The organism is Anaplasma ovis str. Haibei (assembly GCF_002214625.1).
GTDB lineage: Bacteria > Pseudomonadota > Alphaproteobacteria > Rickettsiales > Anaplasmataceae > Anaplasma > Anaplasma ovis.
Genome location: NZ_CP015994.1, coordinates 861057 through 881415 on the forward strand (window position 1 = coordinate 861057; position 20359 = coordinate 881415).

17 protein-coding genes and 1 other RNA gene are annotated in these 20359 nt (G+C 49.6%); 12 read left to right on the forward strand and 6 right to left on the reverse strand.

All coding sequences use genetic code 11. The annotated features are described in order from the left end of the window. Nucleotides 1–65 precede the first annotated feature (65 nt). Complete coding sequence (gene mnmG, locus AOV_RS03585; RefSeq protein ID WP_075139169.1) at nucleotides 66–1979, forward strand: tRNA uridine-5-carboxymethylaminomethyl(34) synthesis enzyme MnmG; 1914 nt, start codon at nucleotides 66–68, stop codon at nucleotides 1977–1979. A 186-nt stretch (nucleotides 1980–2165) separates the two neighbouring features. On the opposite strand, the gene glpX is transcribed toward mnmG, so the two are convergent. Next, the gene (gene glpX / locus AOV_RS03590; protein WP_117374516.1) at nucleotides 2166–3134 is read right to left on the reverse strand and encodes a class II fructose-bisphosphatase; all 969 of its coding nucleotides are present in this window, start codon (nucleotides 3132–3134) and stop codon (nucleotides 2166–2168) included. 85 nt (nucleotides 3135–3219) lie between these two features. Here glpX and AOV_RS03595 point away from each other — a divergent pair, with 85 nt between their 5' ends. From AOV_RS03595 to folK, 7 genes are all read left to right on the forward strand, one after another. Continuing rightward, nucleotides 3220–3924, forward strand: a complete 705-nt coding sequence (locus tag AOV_RS03595) for a murein hydrolase activator EnvC family protein (RefSeq protein ID WP_075139170.1) — start codon at nucleotides 3220–3222, stop codon at nucleotides 3922–3924. 155 nt (nucleotides 3925–4079) lie between these two features. Beyond that, complete coding sequence (locus AOV_RS03600) at nucleotides 4080–4535, forward strand: PAS domain-containing protein (RefSeq protein ID WP_075139171.1); 456 nt, start codon at nucleotides 4080–4082, stop codon at nucleotides 4533–4535. A 156-nt stretch (nucleotides 4536–4691) separates the two neighbouring features. Then, nucleotides 4692–4916 (forward strand): hypothetical protein, encoded by a 225-nt coding sequence (locus tag AOV_RS03605; protein ID WP_075139172.1) that lies wholly within the window; start codon nucleotides 4692–4694, stop codon nucleotides 4914–4916. Then, the gene (bioB, locus tag AOV_RS03610; RefSeq protein WP_075139173.1) at nucleotides 4903–5874 is read left to right on the forward strand and encodes a biotin synthase BioB; all 972 of its coding nucleotides are present in this window, start codon (nucleotides 4903–4905) and stop codon (nucleotides 5872–5874) included. Before AOV_RS03605 ends, bioB begins: the two co-directional genes overlap by 14 nt. Nucleotides 5875–6135: 261 nt before the next feature. Further along, nucleotides 6136–6464, forward strand: an RNA gene (gene rnpB, locus AOV_RS03615) — RNase P RNA component class A. 211 nt (nucleotides 6465–6675) lie between these two features. Continuing rightward, the gene (locus tag AOV_RS03620) at nucleotides 6676–9675 is read left to right on the forward strand and encodes a phosphoribosylformylglycinamidine synthase subunit PurL (RefSeq protein WP_075139174.1); all 3000 of its coding nucleotides are present in this window, start codon (nucleotides 6676–6678) and stop codon (nucleotides 9673–9675) included. 297 nt (nucleotides 9676–9972) lie between these two features. Continuing rightward, the gene (folK, locus tag AOV_RS03625) at nucleotides 9973–10464 is read left to right on the forward strand and encodes a 2-amino-4-hydroxy-6-hydroxymethyldihydropteridine diphosphokinase (RefSeq protein WP_233497112.1); all 492 of its coding nucleotides are present in this window, start codon (nucleotides 9973–9975) and stop codon (nucleotides 10462–10464) included. A gap of 70 nt (nucleotides 10465–10534) precedes the next feature. On the opposite strand, the gene AOV_RS03630 is transcribed toward folK, so the two are convergent. Both AOV_RS03630 and AOV_RS03635 read right to left on the reverse strand, forming a co-directional pair. Beyond that, on the reverse strand, nucleotides 10535–11125 hold the full coding sequence (locus AOV_RS03630) for a hypothetical protein (RefSeq protein WP_075139177.1): 591 nt from the start codon (nucleotides 11123–11125) through the stop codon (nucleotides 10535–10537). 94 nt (nucleotides 11126–11219) lie between these two features. Further along, nucleotides 11220–12500, reverse strand: a complete 1281-nt coding sequence (locus tag AOV_RS03635; protein WP_075139178.1) for a M48 family metalloprotease — start codon at nucleotides 12498–12500, stop codon at nucleotides 11220–11222. Between the two features lie 192 nt (nucleotides 12501–12692). On the opposite strand from AOV_RS03635, the gene rsfS reads away from it, so the two are divergent. After that, the gene (rsfS, locus tag AOV_RS03640) at nucleotides 12693–13043 is read left to right on the forward strand and encodes a ribosome silencing factor (protein ID WP_075139179.1); all 351 of its coding nucleotides are present in this window, start codon (nucleotides 12693–12695) and stop codon (nucleotides 13041–13043) included. Nucleotides 13044–13297: 254 nt separating this feature from the next. Further along, entirely contained in the window at nucleotides 13298–14188 is an 891-nt protein-coding gene (locus AOV_RS03645; RefSeq protein WP_075139180.1) for a hypothetical protein, read from the forward strand. A gap of 246 nt (nucleotides 14189–14434) precedes the next feature. On the opposite strand, the gene AOV_RS03650 is transcribed toward AOV_RS03645, so the two are convergent. After that, a complete protein-coding gene (locus tag AOV_RS03650) occupies nucleotides 14435–15088 on the reverse strand; it encodes a histidine phosphotransferase family protein (RefSeq protein ID WP_075139181.1) in 654 nt (217 codons plus the stop codon). Nucleotides 15089–15219: 131 nt separating this feature from the next. On the opposite strand from AOV_RS03650, the gene purM reads away from it, so the two are divergent. Continuing rightward, a complete protein-coding gene (gene purM, locus AOV_RS03655; RefSeq protein ID WP_075139518.1) occupies nucleotides 15220–16257 on the forward strand; it encodes a phosphoribosylformylglycinamidine cyclo-ligase in 1038 nt (345 codons plus the stop codon). Here the strand turns inward: purM and AOV_RS03660 are convergent. After that, complete coding sequence (locus AOV_RS03660; RefSeq protein WP_075139182.1) at nucleotides 16249–17187, reverse strand: tyrosine recombinase XerC; 939 nt, start codon at nucleotides 17185–17187, stop codon at nucleotides 16249–16251. The two genes, purM and AOV_RS03660, sit on opposite strands and share 9 nt — an antisense overlap. A gap of 329 nt (nucleotides 17188–17516) precedes the next feature. On the opposite strand from AOV_RS03660, the gene AOV_RS03665 reads away from it, so the two are divergent. Beyond that, nucleotides 17517–18542 (forward strand): NAD(P)H-dependent glycerol-3-phosphate dehydrogenase, encoded by a 1026-nt coding sequence (locus AOV_RS03665; protein ID WP_233497114.1) that lies wholly within the window; start codon nucleotides 17517–17519, stop codon nucleotides 18540–18542. A gap of 1038 nt (nucleotides 18543–19580) precedes the next feature. Here AOV_RS03665 and AOV_RS03680 read toward each other — a convergent pair. Next, a complete protein-coding gene (locus tag AOV_RS03680; protein ID WP_275542896.1) occupies nucleotides 19581–20255 on the reverse strand; it encodes a P44/Msp2 family outer membrane protein in 675 nt (224 codons plus the stop codon). Between the last annotated feature and the right edge of the window lie 104 nt (nucleotides 20256–20359).

The window sequence follows — 20359 nt, forward strand, 5'->3', positions numbered from 1 at the left end:
TTGCAACCCAAGGCACCGGAAGTTTAGCACTATTTGACACGTCTTATATTACTTTTTACCATCTAGTGTTCGATATCATCTGGTCGGTTGTTGTGCTAAGCTACGACGTCGTAGTAGTTGGTGGGGGGCATGCGGGGTGTGAGGCCGCTGCAGCCGCGGCGCGCATTGGCGCGAAGGCCTTGCTCATCACCCACAAAATCAGTTCAATAGGTGAAATGTCCTGCAACCCCGCAATCGGGGGTGTAGCCAAGGGTGTTGTGGTGCGGGAGGTAGATGCGCTTGATGGGTTGATGGGGCAGGCCATAGACAAAGCAAGTATACACTCTACCATGCTTAACCGGAGCAAAGGCCCAGCAGTCTGGGGGCCAAGAGCCCAGGCGGATAGGGATGCCTACAAGATGGCTATGCAGGATATTGTTTTGGGTTACAGGAACCTTGAAGTTCTGGAAGCCTCAGTGATAGATTTTTCAACCGATGACGAAGCAGGAACTCCGTGTGTTGCGTCGGTCACGCTGTCCTGCGGGAAGGTTCTGCGCACGAGAAGGCTCGTTCTAGCCACAGGGACCTTTCTGGGAGGAATGATACACGTCGGGAAAGATAAGGGTATACCAGCCGGCAGGATGGGGGATAAACCTTCCACAAGGCTGGCAAAGGCCTTATGTGCACACGGCTTCGCGTTGGGTAGGCTCAAAACTGGCACGCCACCCAGGGTTGACAAAGACAGCATAGATTGGTCCGCCACCGTGGAGCAAAAGGGTGACTCATTGCCAACCCCATTTTCTTTCTTGTCTGATGCTATGGTCCTGCCGCAGGTCTCATGCTACATCACCCACACAAATACAAAAACGCACGAGATAATCAGGAACAATTTGCATCTTGCTGCCTCCTGTGTATCGTTGGTGGACGTCTCGGCACCGAGGTATTGCCCCTCCATAGAGGAAAAGGTTAGAAGGTTCCCAGAGCACAAAAGCCACCAGGTGTTTTTGGAGCCAGAGGGATTAGATTCCAACTCGGTATATCCTAACGGCGTCTCGACTTCATGCCCCATAGACGTGCAGTTGGAAATGCTGCGAAGCATAAGGGGCCTGGAAAACGTGATGATGTTGCGGCACGGATATACGGTTGAGTACAACTTTGTGGACCCTAGAGAGCTACACCACACGTTGGAAACTAAAAAGATCAAAGGGTTATACTTTGCAGGGCAAATCAATGGTACAACTGGGTATGAAGAGGCGGCTGGCCAAGGAATTGTAGCAGGAACAAATGCAGCGCTATCGCTCTCTCAAAATAATCCCCCACTCGTTTTGAACAGGAGTGATGCATATATTGGGGTCATGATAGATGATCTGGTCACGCTGGGCACCAGCGAGCCTTATCGGTTGTTCACGTCTAGGGCAGAATACAGGCTACGATTGCGCTCTGACAATGCCGACATGCGGCTCACCGCAATGGGATACGATGTCGGTCTTGTATCGGAAAGGAGGTTTGGCGTTCTGTGCAACAAAAAGCAAGAGATGGACAGGCTGGTTGATGAGCTCAATAGCGCCATTGCAACGCCACATATGCTATCTAAGCATGATATATTCATATCCCAGAACGGGGAGAAGAAAACTGCATTTGAGTTACTAGGCCATCCGAGCATAAACATGGACATCCTCGTGCAACTGTGGCCAAGCTTGAATTCCTTCAGCAAGGCCGCGCTAGCCGCGGTAGGCATCGAGGGAAAGTATGCGCCGTACCTTCAGCGTCAGGAAGCGGACATAAAATCGTTTCTAGAAGAAGAAAACGCATCAATTCCGGCAGATATAAGGTATTCTGAGGTTCATGGACTGTCCAAGGAAGCGCAGGAGAAGCTACAGCGCGTGCAACCGTTTTCTATAGGGGCTGCCAGGAGGATTCCCGGCATAACCCCAGCAGCAATCGCCAACATCATAATACATCTACGGTGCCGCAGTAGAGCATCTCACCAAGATGGCTAGCTAATAAGCCACCACGTCCCACTTTCCCGCTCACCATAGACTCCAGCAACAGGGTTTAGATATGGCAATGTTGCAGCACACGGCCGAATCCATCTGAATCAATTACGGAGCAACATCTATGCAAAGCTGTAGCGCGGCCCCCACCCATTGCAAATGCCTGCGCCTCTGTGACGGTTTTACAGTTCGCTAGCGCTTGGCGCGTACAACAGGCCCAGTGGGCGGCGGGTTGTAAAATGTTCTCTGCACCCGCGAAATAGCACCCAAAGTGGAAAAGATAACCGAGTCCGCAGTGATGCATCCACCCTCGCTGTGCGAAATCCCCTTCATTATCAAACTATCGGTCACCCCGGTAGCTATGAAAAACGCCTCTCCTCGCACCATGTCATTGGTCGTGTACGACCTATCCATATCCTCTACACCCATACCCCTGGCTCTTTCACGTAGCGCATCTGTATTCAGAACCAACTTCCCCTCAATCTGCCCCCCTACAGCTGCAAGCAGGACGGCAGAAAGCACACCTTCAGGTGCACCCCCTATGCCAAGGTAAATGTCGTTCTCCCCACGAATTAGTGACATCGCAGCAGATATGTCACCGTCATCTATCAGCTTTATGCGGGCGTCCAACTCCCTGAGGCCCTCTATTAAAGCGGTATGCCTATCCCTCTTTAGTACCACAGCTCTCAGATCAGACACGGCACATCCTTTAGCGTGTGATAGGCTATGCAGATTCGTTTTCAGATCACTACTCAGGGACACCACCCCATGGGGCAACCCCGGACCAACGGCTATTTTATCCATATATACATCCGGCGCCTTCAATAGGCACCCGGATTGCGCCACCGCGATGACAGACATGGCACCATCTTTGTACAGGGCGCACGTGGTAGTGCCTTCCAATGGGTCAACTGCTATATCTAACGTTGGCCCACCAATGCCGACTTTTTCTCCGGAATATAGCATAGGAGCGCTATCTCTCTCACCTTCCCCAATGACTATTGTTCCGTCTATGTACATTTTGTTGAGCGTGGAACGCATGGAATCTACCGCCGCCTTGTCAGCGTTTTTTTCGTTCCCCCTACCCGCAAATTTATGCGCCTCAATCGCTGCGCGTTCTGTTACATTGAGAAACTCCATACACAGACCATCACTCAACACGCGCACTACCTCTGCAAATAATCATTAACAAGTACCCAGGAGTCCATTATGATACAGCGAATGGTGAGGCAATCAACTTACAAATGTGCGTGTAGTAGCGTTAATACTAGCCAGCTTCCTTCTGTACGGCTGTTTCACTCAGGATCCGGCTCCCGTATCCCTCAGGGGCGAAGAGTTTTATGGGAACCGGGAACGAGATGAAAATGCTGACTATCGCCTAACACGTGATTACAGCGACAAGGGGACAGCAACAACAACTGCATCGAAGCGCAAGTTGCTGGTGAGAGACATATCCACGCGTGGCACTCCTCCCTCAAGCGCAAAGCTCAAACAGGGGCCCAAGCCATCACCTTCTAAGGGGTGTGAGTTCGACATGCCGCTGGACGGCGGGAAGGTAGTGGAGTCTGGTGCTGACGGCGGCAATGGCCCCTACTGCAATGACGGGGTCGCCATATTTGCAGATGGTATCGCAAAGGTCAAGGCTGCGGGAAGCGGGAAGGTTATGTATGTGGGAAAGGGGCTCCGGTGGTATGGGAGTTTGGTAATATTGGAACACAACAAGTATACCATATCGCTCTATTCTTATCTGCACGAGGTGCACGTCAAGATTGGTGACAAGGTGAAAAAGGGTCAGGTTATAGCAACAATTACAAAATCTAGCCAAAGTGCAGACAGTGGATATTTCTTCTGCTTTGCAATTAGGCGCAATGGTAAACCTGTAAACCCCGTGCAATACATCAAAAAATGCAAAAAGGCTGCCAAGCCCGTAGTCGTTGCCGATAAACGCTAGATGCGTATAACCATAGTGGTCGGCCCCGGCCATCCGTGCCAAATTACCGCGCTGGACGGGCGGTAGATGCCACAAGCATTATTTTGGGCAAGTAAGGAAAAATAAATATCTCTGATGTAGAGTCCGAGAGTTGTTGCAAGGATAGCGAGTGCCGGATGTCAGAATATGTGTCGGAGAGACGTGCAATAAACATACTGTGCTCATACTGGGACCAGTTACGTAATGGTAGAAATTTTCCCACAAAAGAAGAAATAGATCCGGCAGACATCATGGAGATTTGGCCCTATTGCTTCATGCTTCAAGTCAAAGCTACTGATGACGGCAGAAAATACGAATGCGTGTACGCGGGTGAGGAGTCTGTTAGGCTGTATAAATCTGACCTGAGGTATTACTCAGAGTCGGAAAACATAGTCATCTTCTTCCCCCAAATAATCGAGGGGCTCTTCGATTATTTGGAATCGGTAGCAGACAATCAGCGTCCACTGATTGAAGAATCGGAGAAGACAACCGCTGATGGCAGTGATATAAAAATAAGACAGTGCTTGCTTCCCCTGGGAAAAGATAACGTTGTTGACCATATAATTGGGGTTGTGGGGGGCAGAATATACTAGGCGTAACTCCCAGGACGCGGTTGATCCATAGTTTCCCGCACAAATCAGAAGCCAGCACTGGGTAGTCTGGTGTAGGCTCGGCCGGGAACCCAGGGGGTGATTGACATTGCGCCGTGGTACTTATAGAATCCGCGATATTGTTCGCAGTAGTTTCTTATGTTCTCCCTACTTCTGCGTGACTGTGTCAGGTTGGGTGTCTCCGTGCTCGGCATAGCTGTGGAAACGCTGGCCGAGGGAAAGACGGCTGCTAGGCACAGGGTTGAGTCTTGTATAAGAGACATGGGTTTCGTAAGCCGCGATGAGTTTGAGGCTATGAGTGAGTCCTTCAGGCGCTATAGTAGCAAACACGATAAGGAGTGTTCAAAGCGTGATAAGAAATAATTGGACGCTTGAGGAGGCATTGGAGCTCTTCCGCACGCCGTTTAGCGATCTTATACTCAAGGCCCACTCGGTGCATGTACAGAATTTTCGAAACAACGAGGTCCAAGTCGCGGCACTTATGAACATCAAAACCGGAAGTTGCCCGGAAAACTGCCGCTACTGCGCCCAGAGTGCGCACTATAACACAGGCCTTGAAAAGAAATCCCTATCCACTGTCGAAGAGGTCAAAGCGGCCGCTAAGAGAGCAAAAGAAATTGGGGCTGACAGATTTTGCTTCGCGGCGGCATGGCGTAGTTTGCATGACAGAGATTTAGAAAGAATCTGCCAATTTGTAGAAGTAATAAAAAGCGAGGGGCTGGAGAGCTGTGCATCCTTGGGGATGTTGAAGCTCGATCAAGCCCAAAAGTTGAAAGAGTCGGGCCTGGATTTTTATAACCACAATGTAGACACCTCTCGCGAGTTCTATCACAACGTGGTAACTACCCGTACGTACGAGGAGAGGCTGGAGACCGTGCGTAACGTTCAGCAGGCAGGTATAAAGGTCTGCTGCGGGGGAATACTAGGTATGGGTGAAAGCACCGAGGATAGGGCAAGTATGTTGGTGACCCTGGCAAACTTGGAGAAGCATCCGCTCTCTGTGCCAATCAATCGTCTCGTTCCGATAGAGGGCACTCCTATGGAAGGCAACCCGAAAATTGACAATATTGACTTTGTGCGCACTATCGCGGTTGCGCGCATCATGATGCCCGCGTCTTACGTGCGCCTTGCGGCAGGCAGGGGGGAAATGTCGGAAGAGATGCAGGCACTGTGCATGTTGGCGGGAGCAAACTCCATATTTTGTGGTGAGAAGCTTCTAACTACGCCAAATGCCAGACCGGAAGATGACCAGAAGCTGTTCTCCCAGCTGGGAGTTACATCTTCCTCGGCAGCGCACACCCCAGACGCACAGCTTGCGTGAAGTGCCACTGATCTAGTCCTACCACTTCCAGCGTCACCGCGGGTTTGTTATACACAGCCAAACATGGGTGTTGTGCTGCGGGGCCAACGCCGTTTGCGTGAAGTGCCACCGATTGAATGCGCATTACGTCTGGTGTCACCGCGGGTTTGTTATCCACAGCCAAACATAGGTGTTGTGCTGCTAGCACAGCTTGCGTGAAGTGCCTGAGACGCAAAAAACCAGAAGCTTGCGCAGTTTTACAGTATTGTATAGAATCGGGGCCCAGGTGGGGAAGTAGCCGCTGTGTTGTTTACAGAGGAAAGTCCGGACTCCAAGGGAAGATGGTGGCAGGTAACTCCTGCCGGGGGTAACCCTAGGTTAGGGCCACAGAAAATTACCGCCTCTACGAGGTAAGGGTGAAAAGGTGCGGTAAGAGCGCACCGTGCTCGTGGTAACACGTAGCAGCCAGGCAACCACCACCAGGAGCAAGGCTAAGAAGGGTATTGTGCCTTCCCTCATGTTACCCGGGTAAGTCGCTTGAGGTAAGCAGTGATGCTTACCCCAGATGAATGGCTACATAAACAGAATCCGGCTTATCTCCACCTGGTCGTCACGCCGTGCTGCCTGTTGACTCATTGCAAGTGCGTGGGAACTGTTTCTGGCCGCGGCATGTCTGCTCACATCAATGGCGCAGAGCGCTCCTGCCTAACCAGTTGACGCGGCTCCTGTGCACGCAACACCGCAACTGCAGCAGACTTTTAACTATGTAAAAACTCAGTGATCTGCAATAATGTGTGGTTGTTACTCAAACACTGTGGCCACATGATATTCAGAATCGTGGTTGATGATATCTTTAACCCTAGCAGAAAGTGCGCATATGTTGTCCGCACTCCAGACAAAGTAAGCGCGGAGAGCGTTTTGCGCGTGGGGAGTTTGCTATCAAATAACACAATTAGCAAGCGCTACGCTTTTGTCTACGAGCACGACGTATACGCACCCGGAGTGCATGGGTACAGGAACATAGAATCTGGCAAGCCTTATGACTTACTAGAAATTTTGGGAATGGCCTGGTCGGTGGAGATAGGGTACCTCCCCGGCATGACTGACAACGTGGGAAACTCGGCAGCTCAGATAATTCGCGATTTTTTGGGCATCGAAGGCGTTACAGTCCGAACGTCAGAAAATTTTTTCTCCAAAGAAGAGCCAGACCACACTATACGCAATTATAACCCACTGGTGCAGTACTGTAAGCTGGTACACATGAAAGCAGAAGGAGTTTTTGAAGTGGAATTCCTGGGCAACAGAAGCGTAGAAGCCATTAACCGCTCAATAGCAAACCCCATTAGAACCCCACACCCGATACCGCTTGTTATGGCCCCTGATGTTGCGGACAAATGGGGAGAAGACGTACGTTCAGTAGACTTGCATGTTAGCGATGAGGAGCTCGAAAAAATTGGCAAGCATGGAATCAATGGATGTGGACCGCTCAATCTGTCTCTGGAAGCCATGCACGCCATTCGTGCATACTTTGACGGCGAAAACCGCCTACCAAACGACATAGAGTTAGAAACTTTGGCGCAGACGTGGTCAGAGCACTGTAAACACAACATATTTTCAGCCCAGATAGACGAAATTAAGGAGGGGCTTTATAGACGCTACATAAAGCGCGCAACTTCTGACATAAATTCACCGATATGCGTATCAACCTTCTCTGACAATGCCGGAGCTATAATATTTGATGACGATTTTCTCATAGTTGATAAGGTAGAAACGCACAATAGCCCGTCTGCTCTTGACCCTTTTGGTGGAGCAGAAACCGGCATTTTGGGCGTGAACAGGGACATAATTGGGTTCGGCATGGGTGCAAAACCGATTATGAATTCCTACTACTTCTGTTTCGCAGATAACCTCGAGCAAAAGTTGTACAGAGACCGGGAATGCCTGGAGGAGATATTGCCGCCACAGAAAATTGCGGATGGTGTGATACGTGGAGTGAATTCCGGAGGCAATTGCTCGGGGATTCCAACCGCCATTGGGGCATCATATTTCGATAACAGATTCTGCGGCAAGCCGCTGGTTTTTGTCGGTAGCATTGGTATCATACCCCGCACAGTTTGTGGGCTGCCAGCACATGTCAAAACCGCGCAGGATGGAGATTACATAGTGGTAATCGGTGGCAGAGTGGGAAGAGACGGAATTCACGGCGCTACGTTTTCTTCGCATGCGCTAGAGGAGGGTGTGGGTACCACTGTAGTGCAGGTGGGGAGCCCAATCACACAGAAAAAAATGTCTGACGCGATCATCAAGCAAGCAAGAGATTTAGGGCTATATAATTCTATAACAGACAACGGGGCAGGTGGACTTTCTTCCTCGATCGGCGAGATGGGTGCTAGGGGGTTTAGTGTTGAGTTAGACAAGGTCCCCCTAAAGACACAAAGCATGCTACCATGGGAAATATGGGTGTCAGAATCTCAAGAGAGGATGACGCTCTCTGTACCCCCCAGCAAGTATCCAGCCCTTGCAGAAATTATGCAAACGCACGACATAGAAATCAGCGTTATTGGGGAATTCAACAGTACTGGACGAGCAGTTGTCAAGTACAACGGCAAGGTCATCATGGACATAGACACAGATTTTCTGCACAACGGCACCCCTAGGTTGGTCCTTACTACCGAAAAACAACTTTATCCTCAACAGCAATCGGGGTTAAGAACAAACACCTCAGTGGTGGAGGACTTGCGCAACATTATTGGGCGCAAAAACATTTGTAGCAAAGAGTATATAATTTCGCAGTACGACCATGAAGTACAGGGATCCTCAGTCATAAAGCCTCTGCAGGGCGCAGGCAGAATATGCGTAGACGCCGTGGTTCTTCGCCCTGTACCCTTATCCAAAAGGGGTGTGGTCACGTCTCAGGGATTTGGGTGTAGGTATGGAGAGGTTGATCCATACAGGATGGCGGCTTGCGCCATCGATACTGCAATACGCAATTACGTTGCGGTAGGGGGCAACATAGATCACCTTGCGCTCATCGACAACTTCTGCTGGTGCAGCGCAACCGAACCAGGCAGACTTTGGCAACTTAAGCAGGCAGCTAAGGCTTGTTACGATTATGCTACCGCATTTGGTACGCCTTTCATATCTGGCAAGGATAGCATGTTCAACGATTTTCACGGGTATGGCAGCACCGGAGAACCGGTGCATATTTCTGCTCCACCCTCTTTGTTGATTTCCACACTGGGCATCATTGAAAACATAGAGAATGCAGTATCACCCCACGTGAAGGGAATAGACCCAATATACATACTGGGCACCACTTATAATGAGCTTGGCATGTCGGAATATCAGGCCTATAGCGGACTAGATAGCAGTAGTGTCCCCTCGGTAGACGCACAAACTGCCAAACTGATGTACCGCAAATTCCATCATGCAACAACCAGTGGCATAATAGCATCCGCAATAGCACCCGGACTGGGTGGGCTGGCAGTTGGTTTGGCCAAGGCCCTTATAGGGGGCAAACTTGGAGCTGAAATAGACCTATCCGTAGTGCCCACAAGTGGAATACCAAAGGACGAAATGTGGGAAAAGTCTGTTATGTTTTCGGAATCACAAAGCAGGATAATCGTCACTGTGCATGAAGACCACAGCGCAGAGTTTGAATCAATATTCTCAGATATTCCGCATGCACGCATAGGCAGAACTACAAAAGATTACGTGCTAAAAATTAAAAACGTTGCTGAGGCATGTTTACATGACCTAGAAACCAGCTACAAAGCATTTAGCAATAGTCATTATGTAGGCCACCACGCGGAAAACTTATAAGTGAAACCGACAAACTAGTGGCCCCTTGTAGTTTAGAAGAACTCTACCAGCCATGCTACTAACCATGTTATGATGACCACGACGTTGTACACAATATAAAATGCGTGTATCACGCAACCGGTGGGATCTTGCATCGCAAATGGTCTGTATACGCAGCTTTACTTGGTGCGCTTCCTGCAGCAAAAAATGTATGGAAGGCCAATGCGTTAGCCGACAAAAATCATTCGCTAAAAGTACTCATTGATGCAACAATGCCGCGTATGCTCTGGCTAAACACTAGGAAATGTAGACGTGGTGGTGCTGGCACTGGGTAGCAATGTTGGATCAAGAGTAAACAACCTGAAGGCCGCTGTCAGATTGCTTCCCATCTACAACTGGCGTTGTTCGTACATATACGAAACTAGGGCCCTGCTGCCGGACGGGGCACCCACTTGGTGGGATATGCCATATCTGAACATGGTAATACATGGCTACGTCAGTTTGCCCCCAGAAGGGCTGCTGGAGTGCATAAAGCATGTTGAGTATACCTTGGGAAGAAGCAACACTGGAACTTGGGGTCCAAGGCCCATAGACGTGGACATCCTCCTATACGATAGTTTGTCAATGCAGAGTGACACCCTTACAATTCCACACAAAGAGATGCATAAGAGAGATTTTGTCCTCGTACCAGCGTGTGATGTCTGTGCTAGGTTCCCCCATACTGTGCTTAAAATCACACTAGAAACTATTCTGTCATCAATGCGGGAAGTAGACGTGGTTAAAAAGTATAATCCCCCAAATTGCACATAGCTTCAAATAACACAGGCACTGTCACCGCGGCGTATCGCCCTTGTAGGACAACCTGGCCATTGAGAAAGAACTACTTTTCACCTTCACCTGGCCGCTTCTTGGGTGCTTGTTTTTCTGTGTAGACACTACCACCGCATTCATCCACGTAGCATATATCGTAGTCGCTTTTACAGAGTGCATCACAGCGCTTAGTGCTGCAAGCATCCCTCTTATTTATAAAGGAGGAAGGCCTGCCTATGCCAATTCTGAAGGAGCCACCTGTGCATCTATACTGAGATTCACACCTGAAGGAGCAAAAGGTGTCTGAACCACAATTTGAGGTGCATGCACTTTTTCTTGCTTCGCAAGAACTTATCCTGTCACGCTCTTCTTGCCTCCTGATAAAGCCATCAAGCATGTCTATAATGCCACCTACGTATCGAGAGGCGCTGTTCTTAGATTCCCGTGCTTCGCACTCTTGGAGCTTATCCTGACATTTTCTGTAACAGTCGTTCTTTGTGTAAGCGCACTTCGCTACACACGCCCTACCTTCCGCACTGGCAGGGGGCTCATACACAACCTTCGCAGCCCTAACATGTGCATGCTCGTTGACCAAACACGAAGATAGCAGCACACAAGCAACTATACTACAAAATCTGGATTTTTGCCGCACTTCAAACACAACAACCCTAACACATAGTATGTACCGCGCACAACTTAACTCATTATAGTAAACAAAGAATTATTGACATGCTTACTCAACAATAGAAAACGTGTCACCGCACTTTGCGTGTCTCTTCCATATCTTCTATAACTCGCAGCTGTACACTGCCATTTTCTAGGTACATTTTTGACAGCGCAGCATATTTTGCGAATTTTTTGTTGTCGCCCTCAACGAAGAATCTGTTAGCCATTGCAAAGTAGGACATGCCAACATTGCCCGTCCTGCCATATACTATGGCGAGATTTTTCCAGACTAATGGGTTTTCCTTTTCCTGGTAAGACACTTGCTCCAAATACTTGAGCGTCTCGTGTGGGTCTTTTAACATCAGCGCTTGGGCTAGTTCAAGTTTTATCATAGAATCTTCAGGAAGCAGACTGAGCGCGGTTTTGTAGTCTGATACAGACGCTTCTATCTGGCCAAGTTTGTAAAAAATATGGGCACGCATTTCATACAAATATGGGTCGGACGGCGTCGCTTCGATTAGGAGCCCCAACTCCTTGAGGGCATCACTCGTGTTGGCCTTTCTGTAGTTTAGTATAGACTTCATGTATGGAGATAGCGTGCCACGTTCAAGCAATTGCACAGGCGTCAAAAACGCCTCTGTCTTTTCCACCACGCGCTCAAAGCTGGTTATGTCATCATCAGAAAAGCCCTTGACCGCGTTACTCCTCGAATAGCTGTTAACCTTTGCCAAGCGGTGTCTGCTAACCGGGTGGGTCGATAGGTACTCATCTTTCTCAGCCTCCACTAGATGAGATTCTTTCTGGCTAAAATGCTTCAAAACCTTTACCAGGCCGTCGCTGGTGTAGCCTGCGGCGTCAAGATACTCCAGAGCACGTTGATCAGCCACCTCTTCTTGTGCCCTACTGTAGGCCAAAAACCTCCTATGGTGGATTGTGCTACTACCCAACATTATAGCCTCTCCCACTCTAGGATCCACGGCCAAGGAGGTTATCATACCTAAAACATACCCTATCCCCTCAGCCACTGCACCACTACGTGCTTCACTACCCCTTTTCGTGATATGATTTTGGGACATGTGGCCGATCTCGTGCGCGATTACACCCGCAATCACGCTAGGGTCTTTCGAGAAAAGTATCAGCCCTTTGTGTACGAAGATATCGCCGTCTGAGGAGACGTACGCGTTGATAGAGTAATCATCAACCACAAAAACCTTCACAGAACTAGGGTCAACGTTTGCTGCAGCGAACAGAGGAGCGCTGATTTTTTTCATAACATTTTCCACTTCGCTATCCCTGAATACTCGCATACACAATGCATCCGGAGACAGCATAAGTGCAGAGCACAGCGTGAAAATGAAAAATGCCCTCATATAGCCTCCTCATTTGGCAGCATCATGATAGTAAAAAGCACAGAAATACTCCATTGATCATTTGTCGACCGACCACAGGAGCGATGCACAGGTACAAGTTTGTGGTAATAAATCCGCGTGTGCGTGTTGCTTTTGTGCGGGTAGAATTACAATGTGGTATAATGCGTAAATAAATTGTTTGGAGGTTGCCCAGTGTCAGGGTATGACGAGCTAAAAGATTCCGTAGTTGCCGTCCTTGACGAACATAGCGCCAGTGACATAGTCGTCCTCAATGTTGCGGATAGATGCCAGTTGGCCGAACACATGATCGTAGCGTCTGGTAATTCTTCAACGCATATTAAATCTCTGGTTGAGCACGTAAAGAAGAAAGTATCTGAATCTGGAAAGGTGCTTATAGAAGGGTTGCGTGACGGCAATTGGGTAGTCATAAGCATGCGGGGCGTTATAGTACACATATTCAGGCCGGAAGTGCGGTCATACTATCGCCTGGAGGAGCTTTGGAGCCACGGGGGCCAAGAATCGGCCCAATACGCTGGGACTTAGCAGTGTTTGACTGCCCGCTCTGCTCTTCCGGCCGGAAGAGCAGCCGAGTGTGGATGTCTGCCGTGCGTTCGCATCTGCAGCCCTGTGCTCGGTACATGGCACGTGGTTCTCATCGTGGTGGTCTTTCCCAACGGTCTTGCATGTTATCGGGCAGCTGTAATGGTTAACGCATTGGTAACACTCTGAAGATATTCTATAGTCGCCCCGCACTGTGGTGGAGCATTTGTTGATCTTCAATCGCGGCTGGATGGAACATGGAAGACTCTGTCATAGCTCGAAGAGCGGATGATCTGGTTATTTCGGTAAGGCAGGATAATGACGCGCGGAGCGTGTCAATTTCCGGCATCAACGAGCGCGCCTTGGCGCTTCTGGGTTTTGATGACACACAGTCCGTAGTCGGCACTTCGCTATATTCCATATTAGATCCCAGAACGAAAGACATAGTCAGCAGCTATCTGGAATTCACAGATGACGGCACTGACCTCTCCGAGGTCGTTTCAAAAATCCGCGGGTTCACGTTGCTAAACAGCAAGCTGCAGCCGGTTTCTGTGCGGCCGAAAATCTTCCGGACGACGTCTAGCCGGGGGATCTTGAATTACGAAATTCTGATACGCGATACAAGCCTGTCCCAAAAGCTGGATGCATTCAGGGCAAGCAAGCTGCCAGAGAATTCGCGCTACACCATGCATGAGTCATTCGGCATAATGGACGAGGCGTCCACGGCGACTGAGATAGGTGTGGTGTTGGATTTCGTAAATAGCAGCGGGGTTAATGCGGTTATATGTATGATCGCCGCAGATCCGACAGCGCATAGTAGCGGTAGCAGTCTTGTGGAGATGCTAGACAGAACGCTTTCCGACACAATAAGTGAAAACATCAGGTACACAGACATTTCGGGGTATTTCGGAGAGCGTAAGTTTGTTTTCATGCTTTTGGGATGCGACAATGCCAGTGCTTACTCTGCGGTTTCAAGAGTTCATGGAAGCGTCTGCAACAAGCTGTCATCTCGTTGTTCACCTCCAGCTACAGCCTCAGCCGCATATGCTCAGATGCAGGGCTCTAATCTGGAGAATATGGTAACAGGCTTGAAGCGTACGTTGCTTGCAGCACAGAAAGAAACGCAGTCTGTTAAGCTGGTCATGTAATGCCGCGGTGGAAGCAGCTATTCAAAAACGGTCATGCACCCTACGTATGCGCTAGGCTGCGGGGCTCTGGAGAATATGGTAACAGGCTTGAAGTGTACGTTGCTTGCAGTAAATAAGCTATTGACTATAGTGCACACGCAAAATGCGGCCGCGGTTGGCCCGGGGCTGTGCACGCTGTATATGCGTAGGTTACGCCAGAAGCGCGTTCTGATACTCAGCAAGCAGACTTCCGGCACATTGGGCAGCTTAGTGGAACAGCGTTATCTCCATAGTTGCGTCATAGTCGTCATAACGAAAGGTTGCGCCATACCTCACCAACAATAATGACATAAAATAGGCCTGGATATTTCTCGTATTCAGCTTACACGCGTCTATATCCCTGTAGACAAGCACTTGTTCTATGTCCCTATGCATTGCAACTTCGTCAGCCTTGAGTTTTACTCTCAACTGCACGCTTCCTTCCTCGGCAGTATCAACAACAGAAACAGCGATCTCCTCGCCCCGCACCATTAGCATCACAGATAGCAGCGCAATGTGCGCCAACAATCTGTTGACTCTCTCCACCAACTCTGCATCAGTAAATTGTGCCTTGACCTCCCAAAGCAGCTGGGCAACACCCCGCTTCTGCAGGTATTGTCTAATGTTACTCTGGGTTTTATCAAAACTGGAATTGTCTTCTGACGAGCTGTACGCCTGGCGTAGCAACCTAAACCTTGCTATGATCTCCTCCGATGCCTCTTCCAGCGAATGAAGCGTACCTTCAGACTCAGGATCCTCAACCAGGCATTCAACGTAGCTCACCATAGCACCCACAGAACCGGCTAGGTCGTGCAACAACCTGGCGGAGAGCACTTCCATGTTGGTCAGGACTCCAACACTCTGCTCATCATCAGCACCCATCTAGTACAGACCCCGAAGTCTCACGTAAAGTAGCGTGTATTCTATAGCAGCATAGAAGTTAATCAATAAATATTTTTGTATCGGTTTGTCACATCTGGTGCTACCCTATCGGGATGGGGGTATTCGAGTTTATGAGCAGGTACTCAGATTCCGGCGTGGATATCGGCTTGGCTAGCAAGCTCGTAGAGGCGATAAAGCCTATAGCGTCATCCACCGCGAACCGCGGCACAATTTCAGACATAGGCAGCTTCGGTGCGTTGTACGATCCCTTCTCCCCCGGTAATAACAAAAAATACAGCTCTCCGGTGTTGGTTTCTTCCACAGATGGCGTGGGCACCAAGTTACTTATTGCGCAGCGGGCAAAAAACCACAAATCCATAGGCATAGATCTCGTGGCCATGTGCGTCAATGATATCCTCGCACAAGGTGCAACACCCATGTTTTTCTTGGATTATTTTTCCACTGGCAGCCTTGATTATGGTACGGCATTAGAGGTGATCTCAGGGATTGCAGAGGGGTGCAGGCGCGCAGATACCGCGCTCATCGGCGGAGAGACCGCAGAGATGCCTGGCATGTATCCAGCTGGGTGTTACGACTTGGCAGGGTTTGCCGTCGGAATAGTTGAAAAAAGCGAGATATTACCACGTACTGATCAGATTAACACAGGAGATGTAATTATCGGTCTTGCCTCTTCAGGCTTGCACTCCAACGGCTTTTCGCTGGTAAGAAATGTCCTGCAGAATTGTAATATTGCTTATAATAGCCCGTGCCCCTTTGCAGACAGCGCCACCTGGGCAAGCGTGTTGCTCGAGCCAACGAAGATATACGTGCGGCCGGTATTGCAAGTGTTACACATGGTAAAGGCTGTAGCCCACATTACAGGTGGGGGGTTGGTTCATAACATACCCAGAGTGTTACCGGAGCATCTGGCAGCAAACATTCGGCTAGGCACATGGGAACAACATGGTATATTCTCGTGGTTGGAAGAAGAAGCCAAAATAGCTCCGGCAGAGATGTTCGAAACCTTCAATTGCGGCATTGGTATGGTGCTAATAGCCTCCGCAGATGCGGCGGGCGAAGTGTTGAAAACACTAGAGAAAATTGGTGAGGATGCATACACAGTTGGAAGCGTGGTGCAGCGCGAATGCCACGGAGTAGTCCTAAGTTAGGTCGTTTTTCTTTGTGGTTTGGGGGTGAAATCCTCGGTAATTTTCTATCACGCTGTTGTAATCCAAATGGGTATAAACCTGCGTAGTGGCGAGGCTTGCGTGTCCAAGCAACTCTTGCACCACTCTAATATCCGCACCCTCCAAAAATAGGTGAGTGGCAAAACTGTGCCGAAGCGTGTGAGGGGTGGTCGTCTCAGGAAGCCCGATGCGCCTGCGCAGCACCTTCATTCTGTGTGCAAAGTAAGTTCTAGACAATTTGCCACCTCGTAGCCCAACAAAAACATACTCGGTGCTGGATGCGCAATGCACTTGTCGGTGTGGATGGCTCGCCACGTAGTCATCAATAATGCGCCTGACCCACGGCAAAATGGGAATTACTCTTTCTTTAGATCCTTTGCCCAGCACGCGTAATTCATCTTGCCTCAGATCACAAAACTTTATATTCACCGCCTCGCTTATTCTGAGGCCACAGCCGTATAACAGTGCTGATACGGCCAAGTCTCGTCTGTGCGTCCAATGCAGATCTTCTGGCTCTTCCATGACCTTGCGTATTTGTGACTCCTCCAAAACCTTAGGCAAGCTCCTGCGCACAATAGGCTTGGAGATATTGAAGGCAACAGAGCTTTTCATGCCACACTTGTGGTGCAAATAACGAAAAAAGCTTCTCACAACGGAAATGGCCCTGGCGTTTGATGAAGACTGCTTCCCTTGCTTGAATCTGTCAGCCAGCCAGCTTCTAAACTCCGCTGAGCGCAACTCTTGAACCTCTTTCAAGCTCACAGTGCGCTCGCAGGGCTCGCCACGGACAGACCGATAAAAATCCATGATATCTCTTTCGTAAGCGGCAACAGTATTGGGAGAATACCTCCTCTCCTCTCGCAGCCAACACAACCAATTGTTGATTGCGGACAGCAAATCCTCCGAACCCATGCCAAGCCCCGCTCCCTATGAGGTAAAATGCTATCTCATACATAACCCGTGGTATAGTTTTTCTTACACGTGAAATTTCTAGAGAATCCGTTTGCGACCTTTTATTCACTCCCAATATACCTAACCACATATACAGACCGGTACCAGCAGGAAATGACCCATGAAGGCGTAGTAGGCCCCACTTTGTGCACCACAATTTTCACAGGTAGGTTACTGGATAGTTCCTGCTTGCTAGGTTTGGATCGTTTATTCCTCAAACCCTGATCTATCCGCCGCCGCACGTTTTTTATGTTGATAAATGGCATGCTAGGCTATACCATGCTGGGCGTGTGTTTTTGAGAATCGAAGTGCAGGTCACAATTCTTGGAGCTGGAGCATTTGGCACCGCATTATCCATTGCACTATGCAACGCAGGTACAAGAGTACATGTCTGGAGTCGAAACGAGCAGGTTGTGGAGTCTCTACGCACACATGGGGAGAATTCTGTGTACTTGCCGGGGTTCAAAGTGCCCAAGGAGGTGTCGGTACATTCCGACATGGGCCCGGCCACAGATGGCCTATCGGCTGTTTTGATGTGTGTTCCAGCGCAGGAGTTGCGCAGTCTGTGCAACACTGTAACAAAGGCTAATGTGCTAGCGGCTGGGGTGCCACTGCTGGTGTGCAGTAAAGGGATAGAAAATTCCTCGCTAAAATTCCCGAGTGAGGTAGTAACGGAAATGTTTCCACAGAACCCCATCTTTGTCCTATCCGGCCCCGCACTCGCCAGAGAACTTGCGTCCGGACTACCCTGCGCTATGGTTCTCGCAGGTGATGACTCTGCTGCAGCAGAAATCTTGGCATCGCAACTAAGCGGGCCTGCCCTTGCCGTAGTACATAGTGGCGACCTAATGGGGGTACAGGTTGGTGCTGTAATGAAAAACATCATAGCCATAGCGTCGGGCGTAATTGCCGGAATGGGTTTGGGACACAACGCGTCTGCAATTGTCATGGTACAGGGTATGTCAGAAATAAAAGCGGTGTGCGAAGCAAAAGCAGGGGGCGCCACCACGGAAACTCTAATTGGTCTTTCATGCTTGGGCGACCTAGTGCTAACATGCACCGCACCGGGTTCACGTAACATGTCTTTTGGCTCATCTGTAGGAAAAGCGGGTCGTGCAGGTATGCCTGGTCAGCAAAAGCCCATGTTGGTCGAGGGGGTTGAAAGCGTTACAGCCATGGTAAATATGGGTAGAGCACTTAATCTAGAGCTACCCATATGTTCCGCAATAGCCCGCATGCTTCATGGACAGCTAGGCGTGCGCCAGGCAGCTGCTGAAATACTCTCCGCCCCCGTGAAATCCCGTCTCAATGTGTGACGCATAATACCAGCCCACCGCGCCATTGCGGGTGATATGGCCCCTTCATTGCGCCACTATCCTTACACTCAATCCCTAACCCTTGCTTACCCAATGTGGCATACCATCAACACAGTTGAAGTTCTTGGCATCACTCGCACCCCATCTACAACTCTACTGGCCAACACCCAGGAACCTCATCTCCCAACTCTACTTAGTACCCAATGTGGCATACCATCAACACAGTTGAAGTTCTGCACTACCTCCACCACCAAGTCCAGCATTACCACCATCAACACAGTTGAAGTTCTGCACTACCTCCACCACCAAGTCCAGCATTACCACCATCAACACAGTTGAAGTCCTGCACTACCTCCAGCACCGTCTCCAAAGCCTCAGTCCCTAATCCTACATAAATCCTCAGCCTCCAACCACAGTTTAAGTTTCCTGCGGCACCTATCTCCTGACCCTTTCACCAAGGCGGGCTCTGCCATAATCAACATACTTGAAGTTCTTGGCATTACCTGCACAGCAGCAGAAGCTGTACACAGACCCACTGGCGCCACCAAGCAAGCAAATAGCGGTAGCATAGCAGGCGGTGCCCTGCAACATACTCGACCTTGGTCTCACCCAGGAACCTCATCTCCCAACTCTACTTAGTACCCAACATGGCATACCATCAACACAGTTGAAGTTCTGCACTACCTCCACCACCAAGTCCAGCATTACCACCATCAACACAGTTGAAGTCCTGCACTACCTCCAGCACCGTCTCCAAAGCCTCAGTCCCTAATCCTACATAAATCCTCAGCCTCCAACCACAGTTTAAGTTTCCTGCGGCACCTATCTCCTGACCCTTTCACCAAGGCGGGCTCTGCCATAATCAACATACTTGAAGTTCTTGGCATTACCTGCACAGCAGCAGAAGCTGTACACAGACCCACTGGCGCCACCAAGCAAGCAAATAGCGGTAGCATAGCAGGCGGTGCCCTGCAACATACTCGACCTTGGTCTCACTCAGGAACCTCAACCCCTAACTTCTACTGGCACCTCACCTACTTACCCACAGCACTGAGTCATACCAACACGGTTGGAGCCACTGACACTTATCTTCCAATCTCCAGAGCCTAAGTCCTTATCCCACCTACCTATCTCCTCAGCCCCCTCAACAGCACGAGCGAAGGCCCCTGCAACTATGGCCTTTTCGTCTTTTGTCAGACCATTAATATTTGTAGCCATCCCTGACGTACTGATGGTGTCACCTGCAGCAGAGAGCAGTGTTGCATCTGCATCAGCATTGAATGCAGTACTGAGCTTGCCATTGGTGCTCTGGCTATCGGCGGTACCACACTTGTTGGTGCCACTGCCACTGTTAGCGGTACCACACACTTTCCTACTCAGTGCATCACCACCAGTAGCACCCTCTACTGCAGTACCCCACTTCTTAGCTTCACTCTTGGTCATCTTACCTAAAGCATTAGTAAGACGGTCTACCTGACCTCTTGCTGTATCATATGCTAACTCCTTTCCTAATAAGAATACTGAAGCTGTATCCTCATTAGACTTCTTACCTCCCTTGATGACAAACCTCTCATACCCTACTTCTACTTCAACCCTTGCTCCTCCAATGCTATACCCAATGCTCCCCTCTAGGGCTGTGAGGGTGTAGGTAGGACTGGGAACTGAGGCCTTGGAGATTGGGAAGATGAGGTTCCTAAATGAGGCCAAGGTCAAGTGTGCTGCTGGGCTAGGTAGTGAGATTGGTGATGCCAGTAAGTTTGAGTGTAAGGGTGGAGGGCAGACTGGGACTAGCTAATTGAGAGGTTTTGGGAGAGTGG